Here is a 21,192-nt window from a genome sequence, read left to right as displayed (position 1 = left end):
TGCCGGGCCGCATCGCCGGCTCCCGGAACGAAACAGGGGCGTCGCCAAGCGGTCCAAGGCACCGGGTTTTGATCCCGGCATTCGTAGGTTCGAATCCTACCGCCCCTGCCAGTCGCCCGGTCCCCGGTTCCCCACCCCCCCACCGCCACGGTCAGAGCGCAGCGAGAAGACGATGCAAGACGACCGCAACCTGCTTGTCTTCACCGGCAACGCCAACCGCCCGCTGGCCGAGGCGGTCTGCCGCGAGCTGGGCGTGCGCCCGGGCAAGGCCCTGGTCGGTCGCTTCTCCGACGGCGAGGTGCAGGTCGAGATCGAGGAGAACGTGCGCCGGCAGGAGGTGTTCGTCGTCCAGCCGACCTGCGCGCCCACCGCCGAGAACTTCATGGAGCTGCTGGTGCTGATCGACGCGCTCAAGCGCGCCTCGGCCGCCAGCGTCACCGCGGTGGTGCCGTACTTCGGCTACGCCCGCCAGGACCGCCGCCCGCGCTCCTCGCGGGTGCCGATCACGGCCAAGGTCGCGGCCAAGATGTTCGGCGCGGTCGGCGCCGACCGGGTCCTGACCGTGGACCTGCACGCCGACCAGATCCAGGGCTTCTTCGACATGCCCGTGGACAACGTCTACGCCTCGCCGCTGCTGCTGGCCGACATCTGGCGCGCGCAGGGCACCGACAACCTGATCGTGGTCTCGCCCGACGTCGGCGGCGTGGTGCGCGCACGCGCGATCGCCAAGCGCCTGGACGACGCGGACCTGGCGATCATCGACAAGCGCCGCCCGCGCGCCAACGTCGCCACGGTGATGAACATCATCGGCGACGTCGCCGGCAAGACCTGCGTGCTGGTGGACGACATCGTGGACACCGCCGGCACCCTGTGCGCCGCCGCCGCCGCGCTCAAGGACAACGGCGCCACCCGGGTGGTGGCCTACTGCACCCACCCGGTGCTGTCGGGCCCGGCGATCAGCAACATCAGCAAGTCGCAGCTCGACGAGCTGGTGGTCACCGACACCATCCCGCTCAGCGAGGCGGCCAGGGCCTGCAGCCGGATCCGCCAGCTCAGCGTCGCCGAGCTGCTGGCCGAGACCATCCGCCGCATCGCCTTCGGCGAATCGGTGAGTTCGCTGTACGTGGACTGAGGTTTTCCGGCTCCCCTGGTCGCGGGGGAGTCGCCCTGCCGCCGCGAGGCGGCCCAATGCAACGCAAGCAAGAGAGAACGCAACATGGCTACCGAACACAAGATCACGGCCACGCGCCGCGAGGTCGGGGGGAAGGGTGCGAGCCGCCGCCTCCGCCGCACGGCGCAGATCCCGGCCATCCTCTACGGCGGCAGCGCCGCCCCGCAGCCGCTGCAGCTCGACCACGACAAGGTCTGGCTGGCCAGCCAGAACGAGTGGTTCTACTCCTCGATCCTCGACCTCGAGGTGGACGGCCAGGTGCAGAAGGTGCTGCTGCGCGACATGCAGCGCCACCCGTACAAGCAGCTGATCATGCACCTGGACTTCCAGCGCGTGGACGAGAACCAGACCCTGCGCGTGAAGGTGCCGCTGCACTTCCTCAACCAGGAGAAGTCGCCGGCCGGCAAGACCGCGGGCGTGGTGGTGACCCACGAACTCAACGAGATCGAGATCAGCTGCCTGCCGAAGGACCTGCCGGAGTTCATCGAGGTGGACCTGGCCGGGCTGAAGGTCGGCGACATCGTCCACCTGTCCGACCTCAAGCTGCCGGCCGGCGTCGAGATCCCCGAGCTCCGGCTCGGCAAGGAGCACGACGTGGCCGTGGTCGTGGCCAAGCATGGCCGCGAGGAGGTCGAGGAGACCGCCGCGCCGGAGCCGGCCGAAGTGCCGGCGGCCAAGGTCAAGAAGGAAGAGAAGTGATCGCGCGCGGCGGCCGCCCGCGGCCGCCGCATCGCGTCGCCCACCCCGCCGGCGGGCTTCGGTTTCGCCGGCGGCCGGGTTCGTCCGCTCCCCGCGCCGCGGCATGAACCGGGCGGACGGAGCGGACGGCCGCTGATCGAGTCGGCATGACCGGATTGCGCCTCATCGTCGGCCTGGGCAACCCGGGCCCGGAACACGCCCGCACCCGGCACAACGCCGGGTTCTGGTTCGTGGACGCGCTCGCCGCGCAGGCGGGGGCGCGCTTCGGCCTGGAGGCCAGGCTGTTCGGCGAGACCGCCAAGGCCGAGGTGGCCGGACAGCCGGTCTGGCTGCTCAAGCCGGCCACGTTCATGAACCTCTCGGGCAAGGCGGTGCTGGCCGCCCTGCGCTACTGGAAGATCGAGCCGGAGCAGGCCCTGCTGGTCCACGACGACCTCGACCTGCCGCCCGGCACCGCCCGGCTCAAGTTCGACGGCGGCCACGGCGGCCAGAACGGCCTGCGCGACACCATGCGCCTGCTCGGCCATGGCCGGTTCCACCGCCTGCGGATCGGCATCGGCCATCCCGGGCACAAGGACAAAGTCACCCCCTGGGTGCTCGGCCGGCCCGGGCGCGACGACGAGGCCGCCATCCTGCGCGCCATCGACGACGCCCTCGCGGTCCTGCCGCTGGCGGTCGCGGGCGACTTCAACGAGGCGATGAAGCGCCTGCACACCCCGAAATAACCGGAGTTCCCGTCCCCATGGGCATCAAATGCGGCATCGTCGGCCTGCCCAACGTCGGCAAGTCGACCCTGTTCAACGCCTTGACCAAGGCCGGCATCGCCGCCGCCAACTTCCCCTTCTGCACGATCGAGCCGAACGTCGGCGTGGTCCCGGTGCCGGACCCGCGCCTGAACGCGCTGGCCGGGATCGTCAAGCCGCAGAAGGTGATCCCCACCGCGGTCGAGTTCGTGGACATCGCCGGCCTGGTCGCCGGCGCGGCCCAGGGCGAGGGCCTGGGCAACAAGTTCCTGGCCCACATCCGCGAGGTGGACGCGATCGCCCACGTCGTGCGCTGCTTCGAGCACCCCGACATCGTCCATGTCGCCGGCCGGGTGGACCCGATCTCCGACATCGAGACCATTGACACCGAGCTGGCCCTGGCCGACCTGGAGACGGTGGAGAAGGCCCTGGCCAAGGCCGAGCGCGCCGCCAAGACCGGGGACAAGGAGGCCGTGGCCCGCAAGGAGGCCCTGACCCGCCTCGCCGCCGGCCTGAACGAGGGCCGGCCGGCCCGGGCCCTGGGTTTGTCCGAGGACGAGCGGGCCCAGGTCCGCGACCTGTTCCTGCTCACCCTCAAGCCGGTGATGTACGTGGCCAACGTGCTCGAGGACGGCTTCCGCGACAACCCGTACCTGGACGCCGTGCGCGCCCGGGCCGCGGGGGAGGGCGCCGAGGTGGTCCCGGTCTGCGCCGCGATCGAGGAAGAGCTCAGCCAGCTCGACGACGCCGACCGCGACGCCTTCCTGGCCGACCTGGGCCTGGACGAGCCCGGCCTGAACCGGGTGATCCGCGCCGCCTACCGCCTGCTCGGCCTGCAGACCTACTTCACCGCCGGCCCGAAGGAGGTGCGCGCCTGGACGGTCAAGGCCGGCGCCACCGCCCCGCAGGCGGCGGGGGTGATCCACTCCGACTTCGAGAAGGGCTTCATCCGCGCCGAGACCATCGCCTACGAGGACTTCATCCGCTACGGCGGCGAGGCCGGCGCCCGCGACGCCGGGCGCCTGCGCCTGGAGGGCCGGGACTACAGGGTGCAGGAGGGCGACGTCCTGCATTTCCGCTTCAACGTCTGATGCGTTGACATCCCGCACCGGCCAAGCGATCATTTCGGGCTCTTTTGGAGGGATACCCAAGCGGCCAACGGGGGCAGACTGTAAATCTGCTGGCTTACGCCTTCGGTGGTTCGAATCCACCTCCCTCCACCAGTTCCACCGCAACACCCGGCGGCCTTACCACCCGCCGGTTGCAACACCCAAGCAGGGCTGCCGGCGCGGGAGTAGTTCAATGGTAGAACCTCAGCCTTCCAAGCTGATGGTGCGGGTTCGATTCCCGTCTCCCGCTCCATTGACGCCGCGACGCAGCGCTGCCCAAAACCTGCTCACGTAGCTCAGTCGGTAGAGCACCTCCTTGGTAAGGAGGAGGTCGCTGGTTCGATTCCAGTCGTGAGCACCACATCGCAACTCCACCTTGTCCTCAGGTAACTCGCAATGTCCAAGGAAAAGTTCGAGCGCAAGAAGCCGCACGTGAACGTGGGCACGATCGGTCACGTGGACCACGGCAAGACGACGCTGACGGCGGCGCTGACGAAGATCGGTGCGGAGCGTTTCGGCGGCGAGTTCAAGGCGTACGACCAGATTGACGCGGCGCCGGAGGAGAAGGCGCGCGGGATCACGATCTCGACGGCGCACGTGGAGTACGAGTCGCCGACCCGGCACTACGCGCACGTGGACTGCCCGGGCCACGCGGACTACGTGAAGAACATGATCACGGGTGCGGCGCAGATGGACGGCGCGATCCTGGTGGTGTCGGCGGCGGACGGCCCGATGCCGCAGACGCGCGAGCACATCCTGCTGGCGCGGCAGGTGGGCGTGCCGTACATCGTGGTGTACATGAACAAGGCGGACATGGTGGACGACGCCGAGCTGCTGGAGCTGGTGGAGATGGAGGTCCGCGAGCTGCTGAGCAAGTACGACTTCCCGGGCGACGACACGCCGATCATCAAGGGTTCGGCGCTGAAGGCGCTGGAGGGCGACCAGTCGGAGATCGGGGTGCCGTCGATCATCAAGCTGGTGGACGCGCTGGACTCGTACATTCCGGAGCCGCAGCGCGACATTGACAAGCCGTTCCTGATGCCGGTGGAGGACGTGTTCTCGATCTCGGGCCGCGGCACGGTGGTGACCGGCCGCATCGAGCGCGGCGTGATCAAGGTGGGCGACGAAGTCGAGATCGTGGGCATCCGTCCGACGCAGAAGACGACGGTGACCGGCGTGGAGATGTTCCGCAAGCTGCTGGACCAGGGCCAGGCGGGCGACAACGCGGGTCTGCTGCTGCGCGGCACCAAGCGCGACGAGGTGGAGCGCGGCCAGGTGCTGGCGAAGCCGGGCACGATCACCCCGCACACCGACTTCGAGTGCGAGGTGTACGTGCTGTCGAAGGAGGAGGGCGGCCGTCACACGCCGTTCTTCAAGGGCTACCGCCCGCAGTTCTACTTCCGGACCACGGACGTGACCGGCGCGGTGACGCTGCCGGAGGGCGTGGATATGGTGATGCCGGGCGACAACGTGAAGCTGTCGGTGTCGCTGATCAACCCGGTGGCGATGGAAGAGGGTCTGCGGTTCGCGATCCGCGAGGGTGGCCGCACGGTCGGCGCCGGCGTGGTGGCGAAGATCCTGAAGTAAGCCCCGTGTTTCCCCCTCTCCCGCGCGCGGGAGAGGGCTGGGGTGAGGGCAGGCGGCGCAAGCCGCCGTTGCCTTTTCCGGAAACGACCCAAAAACCAGTACGCCAGTAGCTCAATCGGCAGAGCAGCGGTCTCCAAAACCGCAGGTTGGGGGTTCGAGTCCCTCCTGGCGTGCCACTCCCGCGGGCCCCGTGCCCGCGCGGCCCGGCCGAAGGACGGTCGGGTCCGAAATCTTGACGACGCGGTCGAGACCCGACGGCGACAGAGCGGATGAACAGCAAGGTCGAACAACCCAAGGCCGCCAATCCAGGCGACATCGTCAAGCACGCGCTGGCGCTCGCGCTGGTCGCGGCGGGCGTGTTCGCCTTCTACTGGTTCGGCCAGTGGCCGGGCGCCCTGCGCGGCCTGGCGGTGATCGGCGGCCTGGTCGCCGGCGCCGTGGTGTTCCTGACCACGGCCAAGGGCGCGCAGACCCGCGAGTTCCTGGCCGAGGCCCGCTTCGAGCTGCGCAAGGTGGTGTGGCCGACCCGCCAGGAGGCGGGCCGGGCGACGCTGGCGATCATCGTCGCGGTGATCGTGATCAGCCTGATCCTGGCCGGCTTCGACGTCGTGATCCAGGCCGCGGTCAAGTTCCTGCTGGGACGGTGAGCATGAGCGAAGTTACCAAGCGCTGGTACGTGGTCCACGCCTATTCCGGCTTCGAGAAGGCGGTGGCCCAGGCGCTGCGCGACCGGATCGCGCGCATGGGCATGCAGGACCGCTTCGGCGAGGTGCTGGTGCCGACCGAGGAGGTCGTGGAGATGCGCTCCGGCCAGAAACGCCGTTCCGAGCGCAAGTTCTTCCCGGGCTACGTCCTGGTGCAGATCGCCACCCACGACGAGGGCGGCATCCCGCGCATGGACAACGAGAGCTGGCACCTGGTCAAGGAGACGCCGAAGGTGATGGGCTTCATCGGCGGCACCGCCGACCGCCCGCTGCCGATCCGCGACGAGGAGGCCGCGGCCATCCTCGACCGGGTCCAGGAGGGCGTGGAGAAGCCCAAGCCGAAGGTGCTGTTCGAGCCGGGCGAGATGGTGCGGGTCGTGGACGGCCCGTTCAACGACTTCAACGGCGTGGTCGAGGAAGTCAACTACGAGAAGAACCGCCTGCGCGTGGCCGTGCTGATCTTCGGCCGTTCCACGCCGGTGGAGCTGGAATTCGGCCAGGTCGAGAAGGCCTGAACCGAGGGATACGCCGGGGCGAGCGGTTCGTCCCGGCAACTGACGCGAGGAGCCGCAAGGCGTTCGCACTCGCAGGAGCAAAGCAATGGCAAAGAAAGTCGTCGGTTACATCAAATTGCAGGTCAAGGCCGGCCAGGCCAACCCGAGCCCGCCCGTGGGCCCGGCGCTCGGCCAGCGCGGCCTGAACATCATGGAGTTCTGCAAGGCGTTCAACGCCGCCACGCAGAAGCTGGAGCCGGGCCTGCCGATCCCGGTGGTCATCACCGCCTACTCCGACCGCACCTTCACCTTCGTCACCAAGACCCCGCCGGCCTCGATCCTGCTGAAGAAGGCCGCCGGCATCCAGTCGGGTTCCAAGCGCCCGAACACGGAGAAGGTGGGCAAGGTCACCCGCAAGCAGCTCGAGGAGATCGCCAAGGCGAAGGAACCCGACCTGACCGCGGCCAGCCTCGAGGCGGCGGTGCGCACGATCGCGGGCTCGGCCCGCTCGATGGGCCTGGTGGTGGAGGGCTGAGACCATGGCGATGACCAAGCGACAGAAGGCGATCAAGGCCGCGGTGCAGCCGGGCAAGGCGTACCCGATCGACGAGGCTCTGAAGATCATCAAGCAGCACGCCACGGCCAAGTTCGCCGAGTCCATTGACGTGGCGGTGCGCCTGGGCGTGGACGCGAAGAAGTCCGACCAGCAGGTGCGCGGCTCGACCGTGCTGCCCGCCGGCACCGGCAAGAGCGTGCGCGTGGCCGTGTTCTGCCCGCCGGGCGCCAAGGCCGAGGAGGCCCTGGCCGCCGGCGCCGACGTGGTCGGCATGGACGACCTGGCCGAGAAGATGCAGGCCGGCGACCTCAATTACGACGTGGTGATCGCCACCCCCGACGCGATGCGCGTGGTCGGCAAGCTCGGCCAGGTGCTCGGTCCGCGCGGCCTGATGCCGAACCCGAAGGTCGGCACGGTGTCGCCGAACCCGGCCGAGGCGGTGCGCAACGCCAAGGCGGGCCAGGTGCGTTACCGCACCGACAAGGCCGGCATCATCCACTGCACGATCGGCAAGGCCAGCTTCGAGCCGGAAGCGCTGAAGGGCAACCTGCACGCCCTGCTGCACGACCTGCTCAAGGCCAAGCCGGCCAGCGCGAAGGGCACCTACCTGCAGAAGATCTCGCTCAGCTCGACCATGGGCCCGGGCGTGATCGTGGACCAGGCGTCGCTCTCGCTGAAGTAACCCAATTTTGAGGGCATCGCCGAGGGCTCCGGCCCGAGGCGACGCCGTCAAAGACCGCAGGCGCGGTCCGCGCGCAACGACGACGGGCAGGGAGGCTCGGAAGGCACGGAGTCGTCGTCGTCCGCAGGCGGGACCGCTTAATCGGCGCCCGGCAGGGCAATGGCCTGCGCAGATGGTGATGCCCCCTCTGGAAGCATTTTCTGGAAGGGCCACCACCGGGACGCTTCCGCGTCCCCGGCGCCAGGACGGCGCCGCCCAGGACCGCAAGCGGCAGGAGCCGCGAGCGGAGTTCATTTGGAGGAGTGCAATGGCTCTCAACCTGTCCCAGAAGCAAGCCGTCGTCGCCGAACTGGCGGAAGTGGCCGCGAAGGCCCACTCCCTGGTCGCCGCCGAGTACGCGGGCACCACGGTCGAGCAGATGACCGCGATGCGCAAGAAGGCTCGCGAGACCGGCGTGTACCTGAAGGTGGTCAAGAACACCCTGGCCGCGCGCGCCGTGGCGGGCACCGGCTACGAGTGCGTCAAGGACGTCCTCACCGGCCCGCTGCTGTACGCGTTCTCGATCGAGGAGCCCGGCGCCGCCGGCCGCCTGATCAAGGAGTTCGCCAAGGGCAACGAGAAGCTCAAGCCCAAGGTCGTGGCGATGGAGGGCAAGCTGCTGCCCGCCGCCCACGTCGAGGTGCTGGCTTCGCTGCCGACCCGCGAGCAGGCGCTGGCGATGCTGGCGCGCGTCCTGGCCGAGCCGGCCGCGATGTTCGCCCGCGCCGTGAAGGCCGTGGCCGACAAGCAGGGTGGCGGCGACGCCGCCCCGGCCGAGTCCGCCGCCTGAGGCAACCGCCCCGCCGGTTGCGACGCCCCCCTACCGATTCCAATTTCCAGAGGTAAACCACAATGTCCCTTTCCAACGAGCAGATCGTCGAAGCCATCGCCGCCAAGTCGCTGATGGAAGTGATGGAGCTGGTGAAGGCGATCGAAGAGAAGTTCGGCGTCTCCGCCGCCGCCCCGGTGGCCGTCGCCGCCGGCCCGGTCGCCGCCGCGGCCCCGGTCGAGGAGCAGACCGAGTTCACCGTCGTGCTGAAGGCCGCCGGCGAGAAGAAGGTCGAGGTGATCAAGGCGGTGCGCGCCATCACCGGCCTGGGCCTGAAGGAGGCCAAGGACCTGGTCGAGGGTGCCCCGCAGACGGTCAAGGAAGCCGTCTCGAAGGAAGACGCCGAGAAGTTCAAGAAGGAGCTCGAGGCCGCTGGCGCGACTGTCGAAGTCAAGTAAGCGGTACTTGCGTCGCCGGCGAGATACTGGCGACCAGCCGAGGCTGGGGGCGAAAGCCCCCGGCCTTTGGCCGTTGCAGCAGGACAGCAAAACCCAACCGAGTTGGTAGTTGGAAGCAGCAGCAGAGGGCGTGCGGGTGCCGGCAATACCCGCGGCTTCCAACTGACAGTTCAAATCTCCCCCGAGGGATTTGAGATTCACGACCAGGAACAGGCGACGCAACGATGACGCAGCCTCCCCGCACCGCGAGGGCCCTGCTTCTCCCGTCGTCGCCGGCACCCGGTCCGCGATCCCCGATCCCGGCTCCAACCGAGGCGGCAGCCCCATGACCACAGCGTCCACGACCTACTCGTTCACCGAAAAGAAGCGCATCCGCAAGGACTTCGGCAAGCGCCGCTCGATCCTCGAGGTGCCGTACCTGCTCGCGATCCAGGTGGACTCCTACCGCGAGTTCCTCCAGGCGGACGTCGAGCCGTCCAGGCGTGAGGACAAGGGCCTGCACGCCGCGCTCAAGTCGGTGTTCCCGATCGTCAGCTACAGCGGCAACGCCGCCCTCGAGTACGTGGGCTACAAGCTCGGCGAGCCGCCGTTCGACGAGCGCGAGTGCCGCAACCGCGGCCTGTCCTACGGTGCGCCGCTGCGCGTGACCGTGCGCCTGGTGATCTACGACCGCGAGTCGTCCACCAAGGCGATCAAGTATGTGAAGGAGCAGGAGGTGTACATGGGCGAGATCCCGCTCATGACCCAGAACGGCACCTTCATCGTCAACGGCACCGAGCGCGTCATCGTCTCCCAGCTGCACCGCTCGCCGGGCGTGTTCTTCGACCACGACCGCGGCAAGACCCACAGTTCGGGCAAGCTGTTGTACAGCGCCCGCATCATCCCCTACCGCGGCTCCTGGCTCGACTTCGAGTTCGACCCGAAGGACGCCGTGTTCACCCGCATCGACCGTCGCCGCAAGCTGCCGGTGACGATCCTGCTGCGCGCCCTCGGCTACACCAACGAGGAGATGCTGCGGCACTTCTTCGAGATCAACACCTTCCACATCCTGCCGGAAGGCGTGCAGCTCGAACTGGTGCCCGAGCGCCTGCGCGGCGAGACCCTCGACTTCGACCTGGCCGACGGCGACCGCGTGATCGTCGAGGCCGGCAAGCGCATCACCGCGCGCCACGTCAAGCAGCTCGAGCAGTCGGGCATCGCCGCGCTGGCGGTGCCGGACGGCTACCTGGTCGGCCGCATCCTCGCCCACGACGTGGTGGACGCGAAGACCGGCGAGCTGCTGGCCGCCGCCAACGACGAGATCACCGAGGACCACCTGGCCAGGTTCCGCAAGGCCGGGATCGAGAGCATCGGCACGATCTGGGTCAACGACCTCGACCGCGGCCCGTACCTGTCCAACACCCTGCGCCTGGATCCGACCAAGACCAAGCTCGAGGCGCTGGTCGAGATCTACCGCATGATGCGCCCGGGCGAGCCGCCGACCAAGGAGGCCGCCGAGAACCTGTTCCACAACCTGTTCTTCACCTTCGAGCGCTACGACCTCTCGGCCGTGGGCCGGATGAAGTTCAACCGCCGCCTCGGCCGCAAGTCGGTCGAGGGTCCGGCGGTGCTGTTCGACCACCGCTACTTCAGCGAGTACAAGGGCGGCAAGGACGAAGAGGCGCAGCGCCTGCTCGCCGCGCAGGGCCAGACCTCCGACATCCTCGACGTGATCAAGGTGCTGTGCGAGATCCGCAACGGCCGCGGCACCGTGGACGACATCGACCACCTCGGCAACCGCCGCGTGCGCAGCGTCGGCGAGATGGCCGAGAACGTGTTCCGTGTCGGCCTGGTCCGCGTCGAGCGCGCGGTCAAGGAGCGCCTGTCCATGGCCGAGTCCGAGGGGCTCACGCCGCAGGAGCTGATCAACGCCAAGCCGGTGGCGGCCGCGATCAAGGAGTTCTTCGGCTCCTCGCAGCTGTCGCAGTTCATGGACCAGAACAACCCGCTGTCCGAGGTCACCCACAAGCGCCGCGTCTCGGCGCTCGGCCCGGGCGGCCTGACCCGCGAGCGCGCCGGCTTCGAGGTGCGCGACGTGCACCCGACCCACTACGGCCGCGTCTGCACCATCGAGACCCCGGAAGGCCCGAACATCGGCCTGATCAACTCGCTGGCGGTGTTCGCGCGCACCAACCGCTACGGCTTCCTCGAGACCCCGTACCGCAAGGTCGTCAACGGCAAGGTCACCGACGAGGTCGAGTACCTGTCGGCGATCGAGGAGAACGAGTACGTCATCGCCCAGGCCAACGCGCCGCAGGACGAGAAGGGCAACCTGACCGCGCAGTTCGTCGCCTGCCGCTACCAGGGCGAGTCGCTGCTCAAGCCGCCGAGCGAGATCCACTACATGGACGTCTCGCCGATGCAGACCGTGTCGGTGGCGGCGGCGCTGGTGCCGTTCCTCGAGCACGACGACGCCAACCGCGCGCTGATGGGCGCCAACATGCAGCGCCAGGCGGTGCCGACGCTGCGCGCGCAGAAGCCGCTGGTCGGCACCGGCATCGAGCGCGCCGTGGCGCGCGACTCGGGCGTGACCGTGAACGCGGCCCGCGGCGGCGTGATCGAGCAGGTGGACGCCGGCCGCATCGTGGTCAAGGTGAACGAGGACGAGATCTCGGGCGAGACCGACGCCGGCGTGGACATCTACACGCTGGTCAAGTACACCCGCTCCAACCAGAACACCTGCATCAACCAGCGTCCGCTGGTGAACGTGGGCGACCGCGTGGCCCGCGGCGACGTGCTGGCCGACGGCCCCTCGACCGACATCGGCGAGCTGGCGCTCGGCCAGAACATGCTGGTCGCGTTCATGCCGTGGAACGGCTACAACTTCGAGGACTCGATCCTGCTCTCCGAGCGCGTGGTCGAGGAGGATCGCTACACCACGATCCACATCGAGGAGCTGACCTGCGTCGCGCGCGACACCAAGCTCGGCCCCGAGGAGATCACCGCCGACATCCCGAACGTGTCCGAGCAGGCGCTCTCGCGCCTGGACGAGTCGGGCGTGGTCTACATCGGCGCCGAGGTCCGCGCCGGCGACATCCTGGTCGGCAAGGTCACGCCGAAGGGCGAGTCGCAGCTCACCCCCGAGGAGAAGCTGCTGCGTGCGATCTTCGGCGAGAAGGCCTCCGACGTGAAGGACAGCTCGCTGCGCGTGCCGCCGGGCATGGACGGCACCGTCATTGACGTGCAGGTCTTCACCCGCGACGGGATCGAGAAGGACAAGCGTGCGCGCCAGATCGAGGAGAACGAGATCAAGCGCGTCAAGAAGGACTTCGACGACCAGTTCCGGATCCTGGAGAGCGCGATCTACGCGCGCCTGCGCTCGCAGCTGGTCGGCAAGGTCGCCAACGGCGGCCCGGGCCTGAAGAAGGGCGACACCGTCACCGACGCCTACCTCGACGGCCTGAAGAAGTCCGACTGGTTCCAGCTGCGGATGAAGGACGACGAGGCCAACGACGCCATCGAGCGCGCGTCCAAGCAGATCGAGGCGCACAAGGCCGAGTTCGAGAAGCGCTTCGCCGACAAGCGCGCCAAGATCACCCAGGGCGACGACCTCGCTCCGGGCGTGCTGAAGATGGTCAAGGTGTTCCTGGCGGTGAAGCGCCGGATCCAGCCGGGCGACAAGATGGCCGGCCGCCACGGCAACAAGGGCGTGGTCTCGACCATCGTGCCGGTCGAGGACATGCCGTACATGGCCGACGGCACCCCGGTGGACATCGTGCTCAACCCGCTCGGCGTGCCGAGCCGCATGAACATCGGCCAGATCCTCGAGACGCACCTGGGCTGGGCCGCCAAGGGCCTGGGCCAGAAGATCCAGCGCATGCTCGAGGCGCAGGCCAAGGTGTCCGAGCTGCGCGCGTTCCTGGACCAGATCTACAACCACGACCGCAAGCTGCTCGGCGAGCGCGTGGACCTGTCGCAGTTCTCCGACGAGGAGCTGCTGCGCCTGGCCGCCAACCTCACCGACGGCGTGCCGATGGCCACCCCGGTGTTCGACGGCGCGGCGGAGGACGAGATCAAGGCCATGCTGCGCCTGGCCGACCTGCCCGAGAGCGGCCAGACCACGCTGTACGACGGCCGCACCGGCGAGGCGTTCGAGCGTCCGGTCACGGTCGGCTACATGCACATGCTGAAGCTGAACCACCTCGTGGACGACAAGATGCACGCGCGCTCGACCGGCCCGTACTCGCTGGTCACCCAGCAGCCGCTGGGCGGCAAGGCGCAGTTCGGCGGCCAGCGCTTCGGCGAGATGGAGGTGTGGGCGCTGGAGGCCTACGGTGCGGCCTACACCCTGCAGGAGATGCTGACGGTGAAGTCCGACGACGTGCAGGGCCGCAACCAGATGTACAAGAACATCGTGGACGGCGTGCACGAGATGGTCGCCGGCATGCCGGAGTCCTTCAACGTGCTGGTGAAGGAAATCCGCTCGCTGGCGATCAACATGGAGCTGGAGGAGCACTGACGAGAAGCGGGGAGCAGGGTAGAGGGAGCAGGGAACAGCCTGCCCTCCCCCCCCTGCTCCCGACCCCCTGTTCCCTTCCCGTCCTCGACGAGTTCCTCCGCTAGGAGACAGACATGAAAGACCTGCTCAACCTCTTCAACCAGCAGCGCCAGACGCTCGACTTCGACGCGATCAAGATCGGCCTGGCGTCGCCGGACCTCATCCGCTCCTGGTCGTACGGCGAGGTGAAGAAGCCCGAGACGATCAACTACCGCACCTTCAAGCCGGAGCGCGACGGCCTGTTCTGCGCCGCGATCTTCGGCCCGATCAAGGACTACGAGTGCCTGTGCGGCAAGTACAAGCGCATGAAGCACCGCGGCGTGGTCTGCGAGAAGTGCGGCACCGAGGTCACCCTGGCCAAGGTGCGCCGCGAGCGCATGGGCCACATCGACCTGGCCAGCCCGGTCGCGCACATCTGGTTCCTGAAGTCGCTGCCCTCGCGCATCGGCCTGATGCTCGACATGACCCTGCGCGACATCGAGCGCATCCTCTACTTCGAGGCCTACGTGGTCACCGAGCCGGGCCTGACCCCGCTCGAGCGCGGCACCCTGCTCACCGAGGAGCAGTACATGCAGGCCCGCCAGGAGCACGGCGACGACTTCGACGCCGCGATGGGCGCCGAGGCCGTGCACGAGCTGCTGCGCACGATCGACCTCCAGTCCGAACTGGTCCGGCTCAAGGAGGAGATCGCCGCCACCAACTCCGAGACCAAGCTCAAGCGCCTGACCAAGCGCATCAAGCTGATCGAGGCATTCATCGAGTCCGGCAACCGCCCGGAGTGGATGGTGCTGACCGTCCTGCCGGTGCTGCCGCCCGACCTGCGCCCGCTGGTGCCGCTCGACGGCGGCCGCTTCGCGACCTCGGACCTGAACGACCTGTACCGCCGGGTCATCAACCGCAACAACCGCCTCAAGCGCCTGCTCGAGCTCAACGCGCCCGACATCATCGTGCGCAACGAGAAGCGCATGCTGCAGGAGGCGGTCGACGCGCTGATGGACAACGGCCGCCGCGGCCGCGCCATCACCGGCACCAACAAGCGCCCGCTCAAGTCGCTGGCCGACATGATCAAGGGCAAGCAGGGCCGGTTCCGCCAGAACCTGCTCGGCAAGCGCGTGGACTACTCCGGCCGCTCGGTGATCGTGGTCGGCCCGACCCTGCGCCTGCACGAGTGCGGCCTGCCGAAGAAGATGGCGCTGGAGCTGTTCAAGCCGTTCATCTTCTCCAAGCTGCAGCGCCGCGGCCTGGCCACCACGATCAAGGCGGCCAAGAAGCTGGTCGAGCGCGAGGAGCCGGAGGTGTGGGACATCCTCGAGGAGGTGATCCGCGAGCATCCGGTCCTGCTCAACCGCGCCCCGACCCTGCACCGCCTCGGCATCCAGGCCTTCGAGCCGGTGCTGATCGAGGGCAAGGCGATCCAGCTGCACCCGCTGGTGTGCACCGCGTTCAACGCCGACTTCGACGGCGACCAGATGGCCGTGCACGTGCCGCTGAGCCTGGAGGCCCAGCTCGAGGCGCGCGCGCTGATGATGTCCACCAACAACATCCTCAGCCCGGCCAACGGCGAGCCGATCATCGTGCCGTCGCAGGACGTGGTGCTCGGCCTGTACTACATGACCCGCGCCCTGGAGAACAAGAAGGGCGAGGGGATGGCGTTCGCCAACGTCGCCGAGGTCAAGCGCGCCTACGACAACCGCGTGGTCGAGCTGCACGCCCGGATCAAGGTGCGCATCGACGAGGTGGTGATCGCCGAGGACGGCAGCCGCGTCCCGCGCCGCAGCCTGGTGGAGACCACCGTCGGGCGCGCGCTGCTGCACGAGATCCTGCCCGAGGGCCTGCCGTTCGAGCTGATCAACGTCGAGCTGACCAAGAAGAACATCTCGCGCCTGATCAACTCCTGCTATCGGCGCCTGGGTCTGAAGGACACGGTCGTGTTCGCCGACAAGCTGATGTACACCGGCTTCGGCTTCGCCACCCGCGCCGGCGTGTCCATCGGCATCGACGACATGATCATCCCGGCGGAGAAGAAGGAGATCCTGGCCGAGGCCGAGGCCGAGGTGCTGGAGATCCAGCAGCAGTACCAGTCGGGCCTGGTCACTGCCGGCGAGCGCTACAACAAGGTCGTGGACATCTGGTCGCGCACCAACGAGAAGGTCGCCAAGGCGATGATGGACGCGATCGGCACCGAGAAGGTGGTCAACGCCAAGGGCGAGACGGTCGAGCAGAAGTCCATGAACTCGATCTTCATCATGGCCGACTCGGGCGCGCGCGGTTCGCAGGCGCAGATCCGCCAGCTGGCCGGCATGCGCGGCCTGATGGCCAAGCCGGACGGCTCGATCATCGAGACCCCGATCACCGCGAACTTCCGCGAGGGCCTGAACGTCCTGCAGTACTTCATCTCCACCCACGGCGCGCGCAAGGGCCTGGCCGACACCGCGCTCAAGACCGCGAACTCGGGCTACCTGACCCGGCGCCTGGTGGACGTGGCCCAGGACGTGGTGGTCACCGAGGTGGACTGCGGCACCCGCGACGGCCTGACCATGACCCCGATCGTGGAAGGCGGCGACGTGGTCGAGCCGCTGCGCGACCGCGTGCTCGGCCGGATCGTGGCCGAGGACGTGTTCCTGCCGGGCAACGACGAGGATCCGTTCGTCACCCGCAACACGCTGCTCGACGAGCAGTGGGTGCAGAAGCTCGAGGAGGCCGGCGTCCAGGCGATCAAGGTCCGCTCGACCATCACCTGCGAGAGCGCCTTCGGCGTGTGCGCGCACTGCTACGGCCGCGACCTCGGCCGCGGCCACCTGGTCAACCTCGGCGAGGCGGTCGGCGTGGTCGCCGCGCAGTCCATCGGCGAGCCGGGCACGCAGCTGACCATGCGTACGTTCCACATCGGCGGCGCGGCCTCGCGCGCGGCGGCGATCGACAACGTCACGGTCAAGACCACCGGCTCGGTGAAGTTCAACAACCTCAAGCACGTCGAGCACGCCGCCGGCCACCTGGTGGCGGTGTCGCGCTCGGGCGAGGTGTCGGTGCTCGACGCCCACGGCCGCGAGCGCGAGCGCTACAAGCTGCCGTACGGCGCCACCATCAGCGTCCGCGACGGCGGCGAGGTCAAGGCCGGCCAGACCATCGCCAACTGGGACCCGCACAACCACCCGATCGTCTCGGAAGTGGCCGGCTACGTGCGCTTCGTGGACTTCGTGGACGGCGTCACCGTCATCGAGAAGACCGACGAGCTCACCGGCCTGGCCTCGCGCGAGATCACCGATCCCAAGCGTCGCGGCTCGGCCGGCAAGGACCTGCGTCCGCTGGTCCGGATCGTGGACAAGGACGGCAACGACCTGACCATCCCGGGCACCGACCTGCCGGCGCAGTACCTGCTGCCGCCGCGCTCGATCGTCAACCTGCAGGACGGCGACGCGGTCGGGGTCGGCGACGTGGTCGCCAAGATCCCGCAGGAGGCGTCCAAGACCCGCGACATCACCGGCGGCCTGCCGCGCGTGGCCGACTTGTTCGAGGCCCGCAAGCCCAAGGATCCGGCGATCCTGGCCGAGAAGTCGGGCGTGGTCAGCTTCGGCAAGGACACCAAGGGCAAGCAGCGCCTGATCATCAAGGGCACCGACGGCGAGGAGCACGAGGAGCTGATCCCGAAGTACCGCCAGATCATCGTGTTCGAGGGCGAGCACGTGGAGAAGGGCGAGACGGTCGTGGACGGCGAGCCCAACCCGCAGGACATCCTGCGCCTGAAGGGCGTGGAGGAGCTGGCCGCGTACCTGGTCAAGGAGATCCAGGACGTCTACCGCCTGCAGGGCGTGAAGATCAACGACAAGCACATCGAGGTGATCATTCGCCAGATGCTGCGCAAGGTCGAGATCACCGATCCGGGCGACACCCGCTTCCTGCAGGGCGAGCAGGTCGAGCGCCAGCGCGTGATCGAGGCCAACGCCGCCGCCGTGGCCAAGGGCGAACTGCCGGCCAAGTTCGAGCCGGTGCTGCTCGGCATCACCAAGGCCTCGCTGGCGACCGAGTCGTTCATCTCGGCGGCCTCGTTCCAGGAGACCACCCGCGTGCTCACCGAGGCCGCGGTGCGGGGCACCCGCGACAGCCTGCGCGGCCTGAAGGAGAACGTGATCGTCGGCCGCCTGATTCCGGCCGGCACCGGGCTGGCCTACCACAACCAGCGTCGCCGCACCGCCTCGGGCCTGACCGAGGCCGAGCTGGAGACGCTGGCCGGCGGCACCGCCGAGGCCGAACCGGCCGCGGCGGGCGAGGAGTCGAGCGCCAGCTGAACCATGCCCCCGGCGGCCTCCGGGCCGCCCCAGACCCCGAAATGAGGCGGACGGATCCGCCTCGTGTTCGGCCCAGGGACGGGCGGGAACCGTAGATCCGGACCCCGGGGGGCCGCCCCCGAGGTCCCCGCCGGCTCGCGTTGACCCTCGTGTTTAACGCGGGCTATACTTTTCCGTCTAAGTGGGCCGGATCCGTTCGGCCTGCTTCGTTTTCAGTCAAGGCCCCGGCCTAACCGCAAAGAGCCCACGAATGGCAACGATCAACCAGCTGGTGCGCAAGCCGCGCAGCCCGCAAACCCACAAGAGCGCTTCGCCCGCGCTGGCGAACTGCCCGCAGCGCCGCGGCGTGTGCACCCGCGTCTATACCACCACGCCGAAGAAGCCGAACTCGGCCCTGCGCAAGGTGGCCAAGGTGCGCCTGACCAACGGCTACGAGGTGATCTCGTACATCGGCGGCGAGGGTCACAACCTGCAGGAGCACTCGGTGGTGCTGATCCGCGGCGGTCGCGTCAAGGACCTGCCGGGCGTGCGCTACCACACCGTGCGCGGTTCGCTCGACGCCGCCGGCGTCACCAAGCGCCGCCAGGGTCGTTCCAAGTACGGCGCCAAGCGTCCGAAGTCCTGAGGGTGATGCACTATGTCGCGTAAAGGTTCCGTCCCCCGCCGCAGCGTGCTGCCCGATCCCAAGCACGGCAGCGAAACCATCGCCCGCTTCATCAACATGGTGATGCAGAGCGGCAAGAAGTCGGTCGCCGAGAAGATCGTCTACGGCGCCATGGATGTCATCGGCGAGAAGAACGCCAACCCGCTCGAGCTGGTCGAGAAGGCGCTCGGCAACGTCGCCCCCGCGGTCGAGGTCAAGTCCCGCCGCGTCGGCGGCGCCACCTACCAGGTGCCGGTCGAAGTGCGTGCCTCCCGCCGCATGGCGCTGGCGATGCGCTGGCTGATCGAGTCCGCGCGCAAGCGCGGCGAGAACGGCATGCCGCGCAAGCTTGCCGCCGAGCTGATCGACGCCTCCGAGAACCGCGGCGGCGCGATCAAGAAGCGCGAGGAAACCCACCGCATGGCGGAAGCGAACAAGGCGTTCGCCCACTACCGCTGGTGATGTCCCTGCCGGGCCGTCCCGGCCCGGCGCGGCGAACTTCCGCCGCGCCCCCAAGCCCAGGCCGCCGCAAGGCGGCTTGAGCCTTCCGGAAACCCCGTCCGCACGACGGCAACACGAGAGATTCCCGTGGCTCGCACCACTCCCATCGAGCGCTACCGCAACTTCGGCATCATGGCCCACATTGATGCCGGCAAGACCACGACGACCGAGCGCATCCTGTTCTACACCGGCGTCAACCACAAGATCGGCGAGGTGCACGAAGGCGCCGCGACGATGGACTGGATGGAGCAGGAGCAGGAGCGCGGCATCACCATCACCTCGGCCGCCACCACCTGCTTCTGGAAGGGCATGGACATGTCCTTCCCCGAGCACCGCTTCAACATCATTGACACCCCGGGCCACGTGGACTTCACCATCGAGGTGGAGCGCTCGCTGCGCGTGCTCGACGGCGCGGTGTTCGTGCTGTGCGCGGTTGGCGGCGTGCAGCCGCAGTCGGAGACGGTGTGGCGCCAGGCCAACAAGTACAACGTGCCGCGCCTGGCCTTCGTCAACAAGATGGACCGCACCGGCGCCAACTTCGGCAAGGTGATGGAGCAGCTGAAGTCGCGCCTGGGCGCCTACCCGGTGCCGATGCAGGTGCCGATCGGCGCCGAGGACAGCTTCGAGGGCGTGGTCGACCTGCTGAAGATGAAGGCGATCGTCTGGGACATGGAGTCCAAGGGCACCAAGTTCGAGTACGCCGAGATCCCCGCGCACCTCGCCGACGAGTGTGCCGCCGCGCGCGCCTTCATGGTCGAGGCCGCGGCCGAGGCCTCCGAAGAGCTGATGGACAAGTACCTCAACGAGGGCGAGCTGTCCGAGGAGGAGGTCATCGCGGGCATCCGCGAGCGCACCATCAAGTGCGAGATCATCCCGGCCTTCTGCGGCACCGCGTTCAAGAACAAGGGCGTGCAGGCCATGCTCGACGCGGTCGTGCGCTTCCTGCCGTCGCCGGCCGACCGCCCGCCGGTCAGGGGCGTGGACGAGCGCGAGCAGGAGGCCTCGCGCAAGGCCTCGGACAACGAGCCGTTTTCCGCGCTGGCGTTCAAGATCATGACCGACCCCTACGTCGGTACCCTGACCTTCTTCCGCGTCTACTCCGGCGTGCTCAGCGCCGGCGACCAGGTCTACAACCCGGTCAAGTCGAAGAAGGAGCGCATCGGCCGCATCCTGCAGATGCACGCCAACCAGCGCGACGAGATCAAGGAAGTGCGCGCCGGCGACATCGCCGCGGCCGTGGGCCTGAAGGACGTGACCACCGGCGACACCCTGTGCGCCCCCGACCACGTCATCACCCTCGAGCGCATGACCTTCCCCGAGCCGGTCATCTCGATGGCGGTCGAGCCCAAGACCAAGTCCGACCAGGAGAAGATGGGCATCGCCCTGTCGCGCCTGGCGCAGGAGGACCCGTCCTTCCGCGTCCGCACCGACGAGGAATCCGGCCAGACCATCATCTCCGGCATGGGCGAGCTGCACCTGGAGATCATCGTTGACCGCATGAAGCGCGAGTTCAACGTCGAGGCCAACGTCGGCAAGCCGCAGGTCGCCTACCGCGAGACCATCCGCAAGCCGGTCAAGGTCGAAGGCAAGTTCGTGCGCCAGTCCGGCGGCAAGGGCCAGTTCGGCCACGTCTGGATCGAGATGTCGCCGAACGAGGAAGGCAAGGGCTACGTGTTCGAGAACGCCATCGTCGGCGGCGTGATCCCGAAGGAGTACATCCCGGCGGTGGACAAGGGCATCCAGGAGGCCGCCGCCAACGGCGTGCTCGCCGGCTACCCGGTCGTGGACGTCAAGGTCCGGCTCGTGGATGGCTCCTACCACGAGGTGGACTCGTCCGAAATGGCGTTCAAGATCGCGGGCAGCATGGCCTTCAAGGAAGGCTTCATGAAGGCCAGCCCGGTCCTGCTCGAGCCGATCATGAAGGTCGAGATCGTCACCCCCGAGGATTACCTCGGCGACGTGATGGGCGACGTGAGCCGCCGTCGCGGCATCCTCCAGGGCCAGGACGACAGCCCCTCCGGCAAGATCATCCGCGCGATGATCCCGCTCGGCGAGATGTTCGGTTACGCGACCACCCTGCGCTCGATGTCGCAGGGCCGCGCGACCTTCACCATGGAGTTCGACCACTACGCCGAGGCCCCGGCCAACATCGCCGAAGCGGTGATCAAGAAGTCCTGATCCCAGTCACGAATCCAGAACACTCAAGGTAGCAAG

The 21,192-nt window shown here is 68.3% G+C and carries 16 protein-coding genes and 5 tRNA genes; all 21 read left to right on the top strand.

The features are described from left to right. Positions 1-34 precede the first annotated feature (34 nt). The 21 genes from FPV26_RS02885 to fusA all read left to right on the top strand — a co-directional run bounded on the left by FPV26_RS02885 (position 35) and on the right by fusA (position 21,156). A tRNA-Gln gene (locus FPV26_RS02885) sits at positions 35-111 on the top strand. Positions 112-172: 61 nt separating this feature from the next. Further along, entirely contained in the window at positions 173-1,132 is a 960-nt protein-coding gene (locus tag FPV26_RS02880; protein WP_147652205.1) for a ribose-phosphate diphosphokinase, read from the top strand. An 84-nt stretch (positions 1,133-1,216) separates the two neighbouring features. After that, on the top strand, positions 1,217-1,870 hold the full coding sequence (locus tag FPV26_RS02875; RefSeq protein ID WP_147652204.1) for a 50S ribosomal protein L25/general stress protein Ctc: 654 nt from the start codon (positions 1,217-1,219) through the stop codon (positions 1,868-1,870). Positions 1,871-2,016: 146 nt separating this feature from the next. Beyond that, positions 2,017-2,595 (top strand): aminoacyl-tRNA hydrolase, encoded by a 579-nt coding sequence (gene pth, locus FPV26_RS02870; protein WP_147652203.1) that lies wholly within the window; start codon positions 2,017-2,019, stop codon positions 2,593-2,595. A 17-nt stretch (positions 2,596-2,612) separates the two neighbouring features. Further along, a complete protein-coding gene (gene ychF, locus FPV26_RS02865; RefSeq protein WP_147652202.1) occupies positions 2,613-3,704 on the top strand; it encodes a redox-regulated ATPase YchF in 1,092 nt (363 codons plus the stop codon). Between the two features lie 46 nt (positions 3,705-3,750). Then, positions 3,751-3,836: transfer RNA gene (locus FPV26_RS02860), tRNA-Tyr, on the top strand. Between the two features lie 65 nt (positions 3,837-3,901). Then, a tRNA-Gly gene (locus tag FPV26_RS02855) sits at positions 3,902-3,975 on the top strand. 32 nt (positions 3,976-4,007) lie between these two features. Beyond that, a tRNA-Thr gene (locus tag FPV26_RS02850) sits at positions 4,008-4,083 on the top strand. A 35-nt stretch (positions 4,084-4,118) separates the two neighbouring features. Beyond that, on the top strand, positions 4,119-5,309 hold the full coding sequence (gene tuf, locus FPV26_RS02845; RefSeq protein WP_147652190.1) for an elongation factor Tu: 1,191 nt from the start codon (positions 4,119-4,121) through the stop codon (positions 5,307-5,309). Positions 5,310-5,409: 100 nt separating this feature from the next. Then, positions 5,410-5,485 (top strand) — tRNA-Trp (locus tag FPV26_RS02840). A 93-nt stretch (positions 5,486-5,578) separates the two neighbouring features. Then, positions 5,579-5,956, top strand: coding sequence for a preprotein translocase subunit SecE (gene secE / locus FPV26_RS02835; protein ID WP_147652201.1), 378 nt, complete (start codon positions 5,579-5,581; stop codon positions 5,954-5,956). Between the two features lie 2 nt (positions 5,957-5,958). Continuing rightward, complete coding sequence (nusG, locus tag FPV26_RS02830) at positions 5,959-6,528, top strand: transcription termination/antitermination protein NusG (RefSeq protein ID WP_147652200.1); 570 nt, start codon at positions 5,959-5,961, stop codon at positions 6,526-6,528. Between the two features lie 85 nt (positions 6,529-6,613). After that, positions 6,614-7,042 (top strand): 50S ribosomal protein L11, encoded by a 429-nt coding sequence (gene rplK / locus FPV26_RS02825; protein ID WP_147652199.1) that lies wholly within the window; start codon positions 6,614-6,616, stop codon positions 7,040-7,042. A gap of 4 nt (positions 7,043-7,046) precedes the next feature. Next, on the top strand, positions 7,047-7,745 hold the full coding sequence (gene rplA / locus FPV26_RS02820) for a 50S ribosomal protein L1 (RefSeq protein ID WP_147652198.1): 699 nt from the start codon (positions 7,047-7,049) through the stop codon (positions 7,743-7,745). Positions 7,746-8,052: 307 nt separating this feature from the next. Continuing rightward, positions 8,053-8,574, top strand: a complete 522-nt coding sequence (gene rplJ, locus FPV26_RS02815) for a 50S ribosomal protein L10 (RefSeq protein WP_147652197.1) — start codon at positions 8,053-8,055, stop codon at positions 8,572-8,574. A 62-nt stretch (positions 8,575-8,636) separates the two neighbouring features. Continuing rightward, entirely contained in the window at positions 8,637-9,011 is a 375-nt protein-coding gene (rplL, locus tag FPV26_RS02810) for a 50S ribosomal protein L7/L12 (protein ID WP_147652196.1), read from the top strand. A 325-nt stretch (positions 9,012-9,336) separates the two neighbouring features. Then, complete coding sequence (gene rpoB, locus FPV26_RS02805; RefSeq protein ID WP_147652195.1) at positions 9,337-13,509, top strand: DNA-directed RNA polymerase subunit beta; 4,173 nt, start codon at positions 9,337-9,339, stop codon at positions 13,507-13,509. Between the two features lie 113 nt (positions 13,510-13,622). After that, positions 13,623-17,834: a DNA-directed RNA polymerase subunit beta' gene (gene rpoC, locus FPV26_RS02800; protein ID WP_147652194.1), complete on the top strand. Its 4,212-nt coding sequence runs from the start codon at positions 13,623-13,625 to the stop codon at positions 17,832-17,834. A gap of 250 nt (positions 17,835-18,084) precedes the next feature. Beyond that, a complete protein-coding gene (gene rpsL, locus FPV26_RS02795; protein ID WP_147652193.1) occupies positions 18,085-18,459 on the top strand; it encodes a 30S ribosomal protein S12 in 375 nt (124 codons plus the stop codon). A 12-nt stretch (positions 18,460-18,471) separates the two neighbouring features. Beyond that, positions 18,472-18,939: a 30S ribosomal protein S7 gene (rpsG, locus tag FPV26_RS02790; protein ID WP_147652192.1), complete on the top strand. Its 468-nt coding sequence runs from the start codon at positions 18,472-18,474 to the stop codon at positions 18,937-18,939. 126 nt (positions 18,940-19,065) lie between these two features. Next, positions 19,066-21,156 carry an elongation factor G gene (gene fusA / locus FPV26_RS02785; protein ID WP_147652191.1) on the top strand — a complete coding sequence of 697 codons (2,091 nt, stop codon included), beginning with the start codon at positions 19,066-19,068 and terminating at the stop codon, positions 21,154-21,156. Positions 21,157-21,192: the final 36 nt, after the last annotated feature.

The organism is Vulcaniibacterium gelatinicum, from assembly GCF_008033445.1.
In the GTDB taxonomy this organism is placed as follows: domain Bacteria; phylum Pseudomonadota; class Gammaproteobacteria; order Xanthomonadales; family Xanthomonadaceae; genus Vulcaniibacterium_B; species Vulcaniibacterium_B gelatinicum.
The sequence above is the reverse complement of the archived record's forward strand: the minus strand, read 5'-3'. Positions and strand labels throughout refer to the sequence as shown.

Bases quoted from the DNA above. Each gene is read 5' to 3' on its own strand.
- FPV26_RS02880 (WP_147652205.1), top strand. From the start codon at position 173: ATGCAAGACGACCGCAACCTGCTTGTCTTCACCGGCAACGCCAACCGC.
- FPV26_RS02875 (WP_147652204.1), top strand. From the start codon at position 1,217: ATGGCTACCGAACACAAGATCACGGCCACGCGCCGCGAGGTCGGGGGG.
- pth (WP_147652203.1), top strand. From the start codon at position 2,017: ATGACCGGATTGCGCCTCATCGTCGGCCTGGGCAACCCGGGCCCGGAA.
- ychF (WP_147652202.1), top strand. From the start codon at position 2,613: ATGGGCATCAAATGCGGCATCGTCGGCCTGCCCAACGTCGGCAAGTCG.
- tuf (WP_147652190.1), top strand. From the start codon at position 4,119: ATGTCCAAGGAAAAGTTCGAGCGCAAGAAGCCGCACGTGAACGTGGGC.
- secE (WP_147652201.1), top strand. From the start codon at position 5,579: ATGAACAGCAAGGTCGAACAACCCAAGGCCGCCAATCCAGGCGACATC.
- nusG (WP_147652200.1), top strand. From the start codon at position 5,959: ATGAGCGAAGTTACCAAGCGCTGGTACGTGGTCCACGCCTATTCCGGC.
- rplK (WP_147652199.1), top strand. From the start codon at position 6,614: ATGGCAAAGAAAGTCGTCGGTTACATCAAATTGCAGGTCAAGGCCGGC.
- rplA (WP_147652198.1), top strand. From the start codon at position 7,047: ATGGCGATGACCAAGCGACAGAAGGCGATCAAGGCCGCGGTGCAGCCG.
- rplJ (WP_147652197.1), top strand. From the start codon at position 8,053: ATGGCTCTCAACCTGTCCCAGAAGCAAGCCGTCGTCGCCGAACTGGCG.
- rplL (WP_147652196.1), top strand. From the start codon at position 8,637: ATGTCCCTTTCCAACGAGCAGATCGTCGAAGCCATCGCCGCCAAGTCG.
- rpoB (WP_147652195.1), top strand. From the start codon at position 9,337: ATGACCACAGCGTCCACGACCTACTCGTTCACCGAAAAGAAGCGCATC.
- rpoC (WP_147652194.1), top strand. From the start codon at position 13,623: ATGAAAGACCTGCTCAACCTCTTCAACCAGCAGCGCCAGACGCTCGAC.
- rpsL (WP_147652193.1), top strand. From the start codon at position 18,085: ATGGCAACGATCAACCAGCTGGTGCGCAAGCCGCGCAGCCCGCAAACC.
- rpsG (WP_147652192.1), top strand. From the start codon at position 18,472: ATGTCGCGTAAAGGTTCCGTCCCCCGCCGCAGCGTGCTGCCCGATCCC.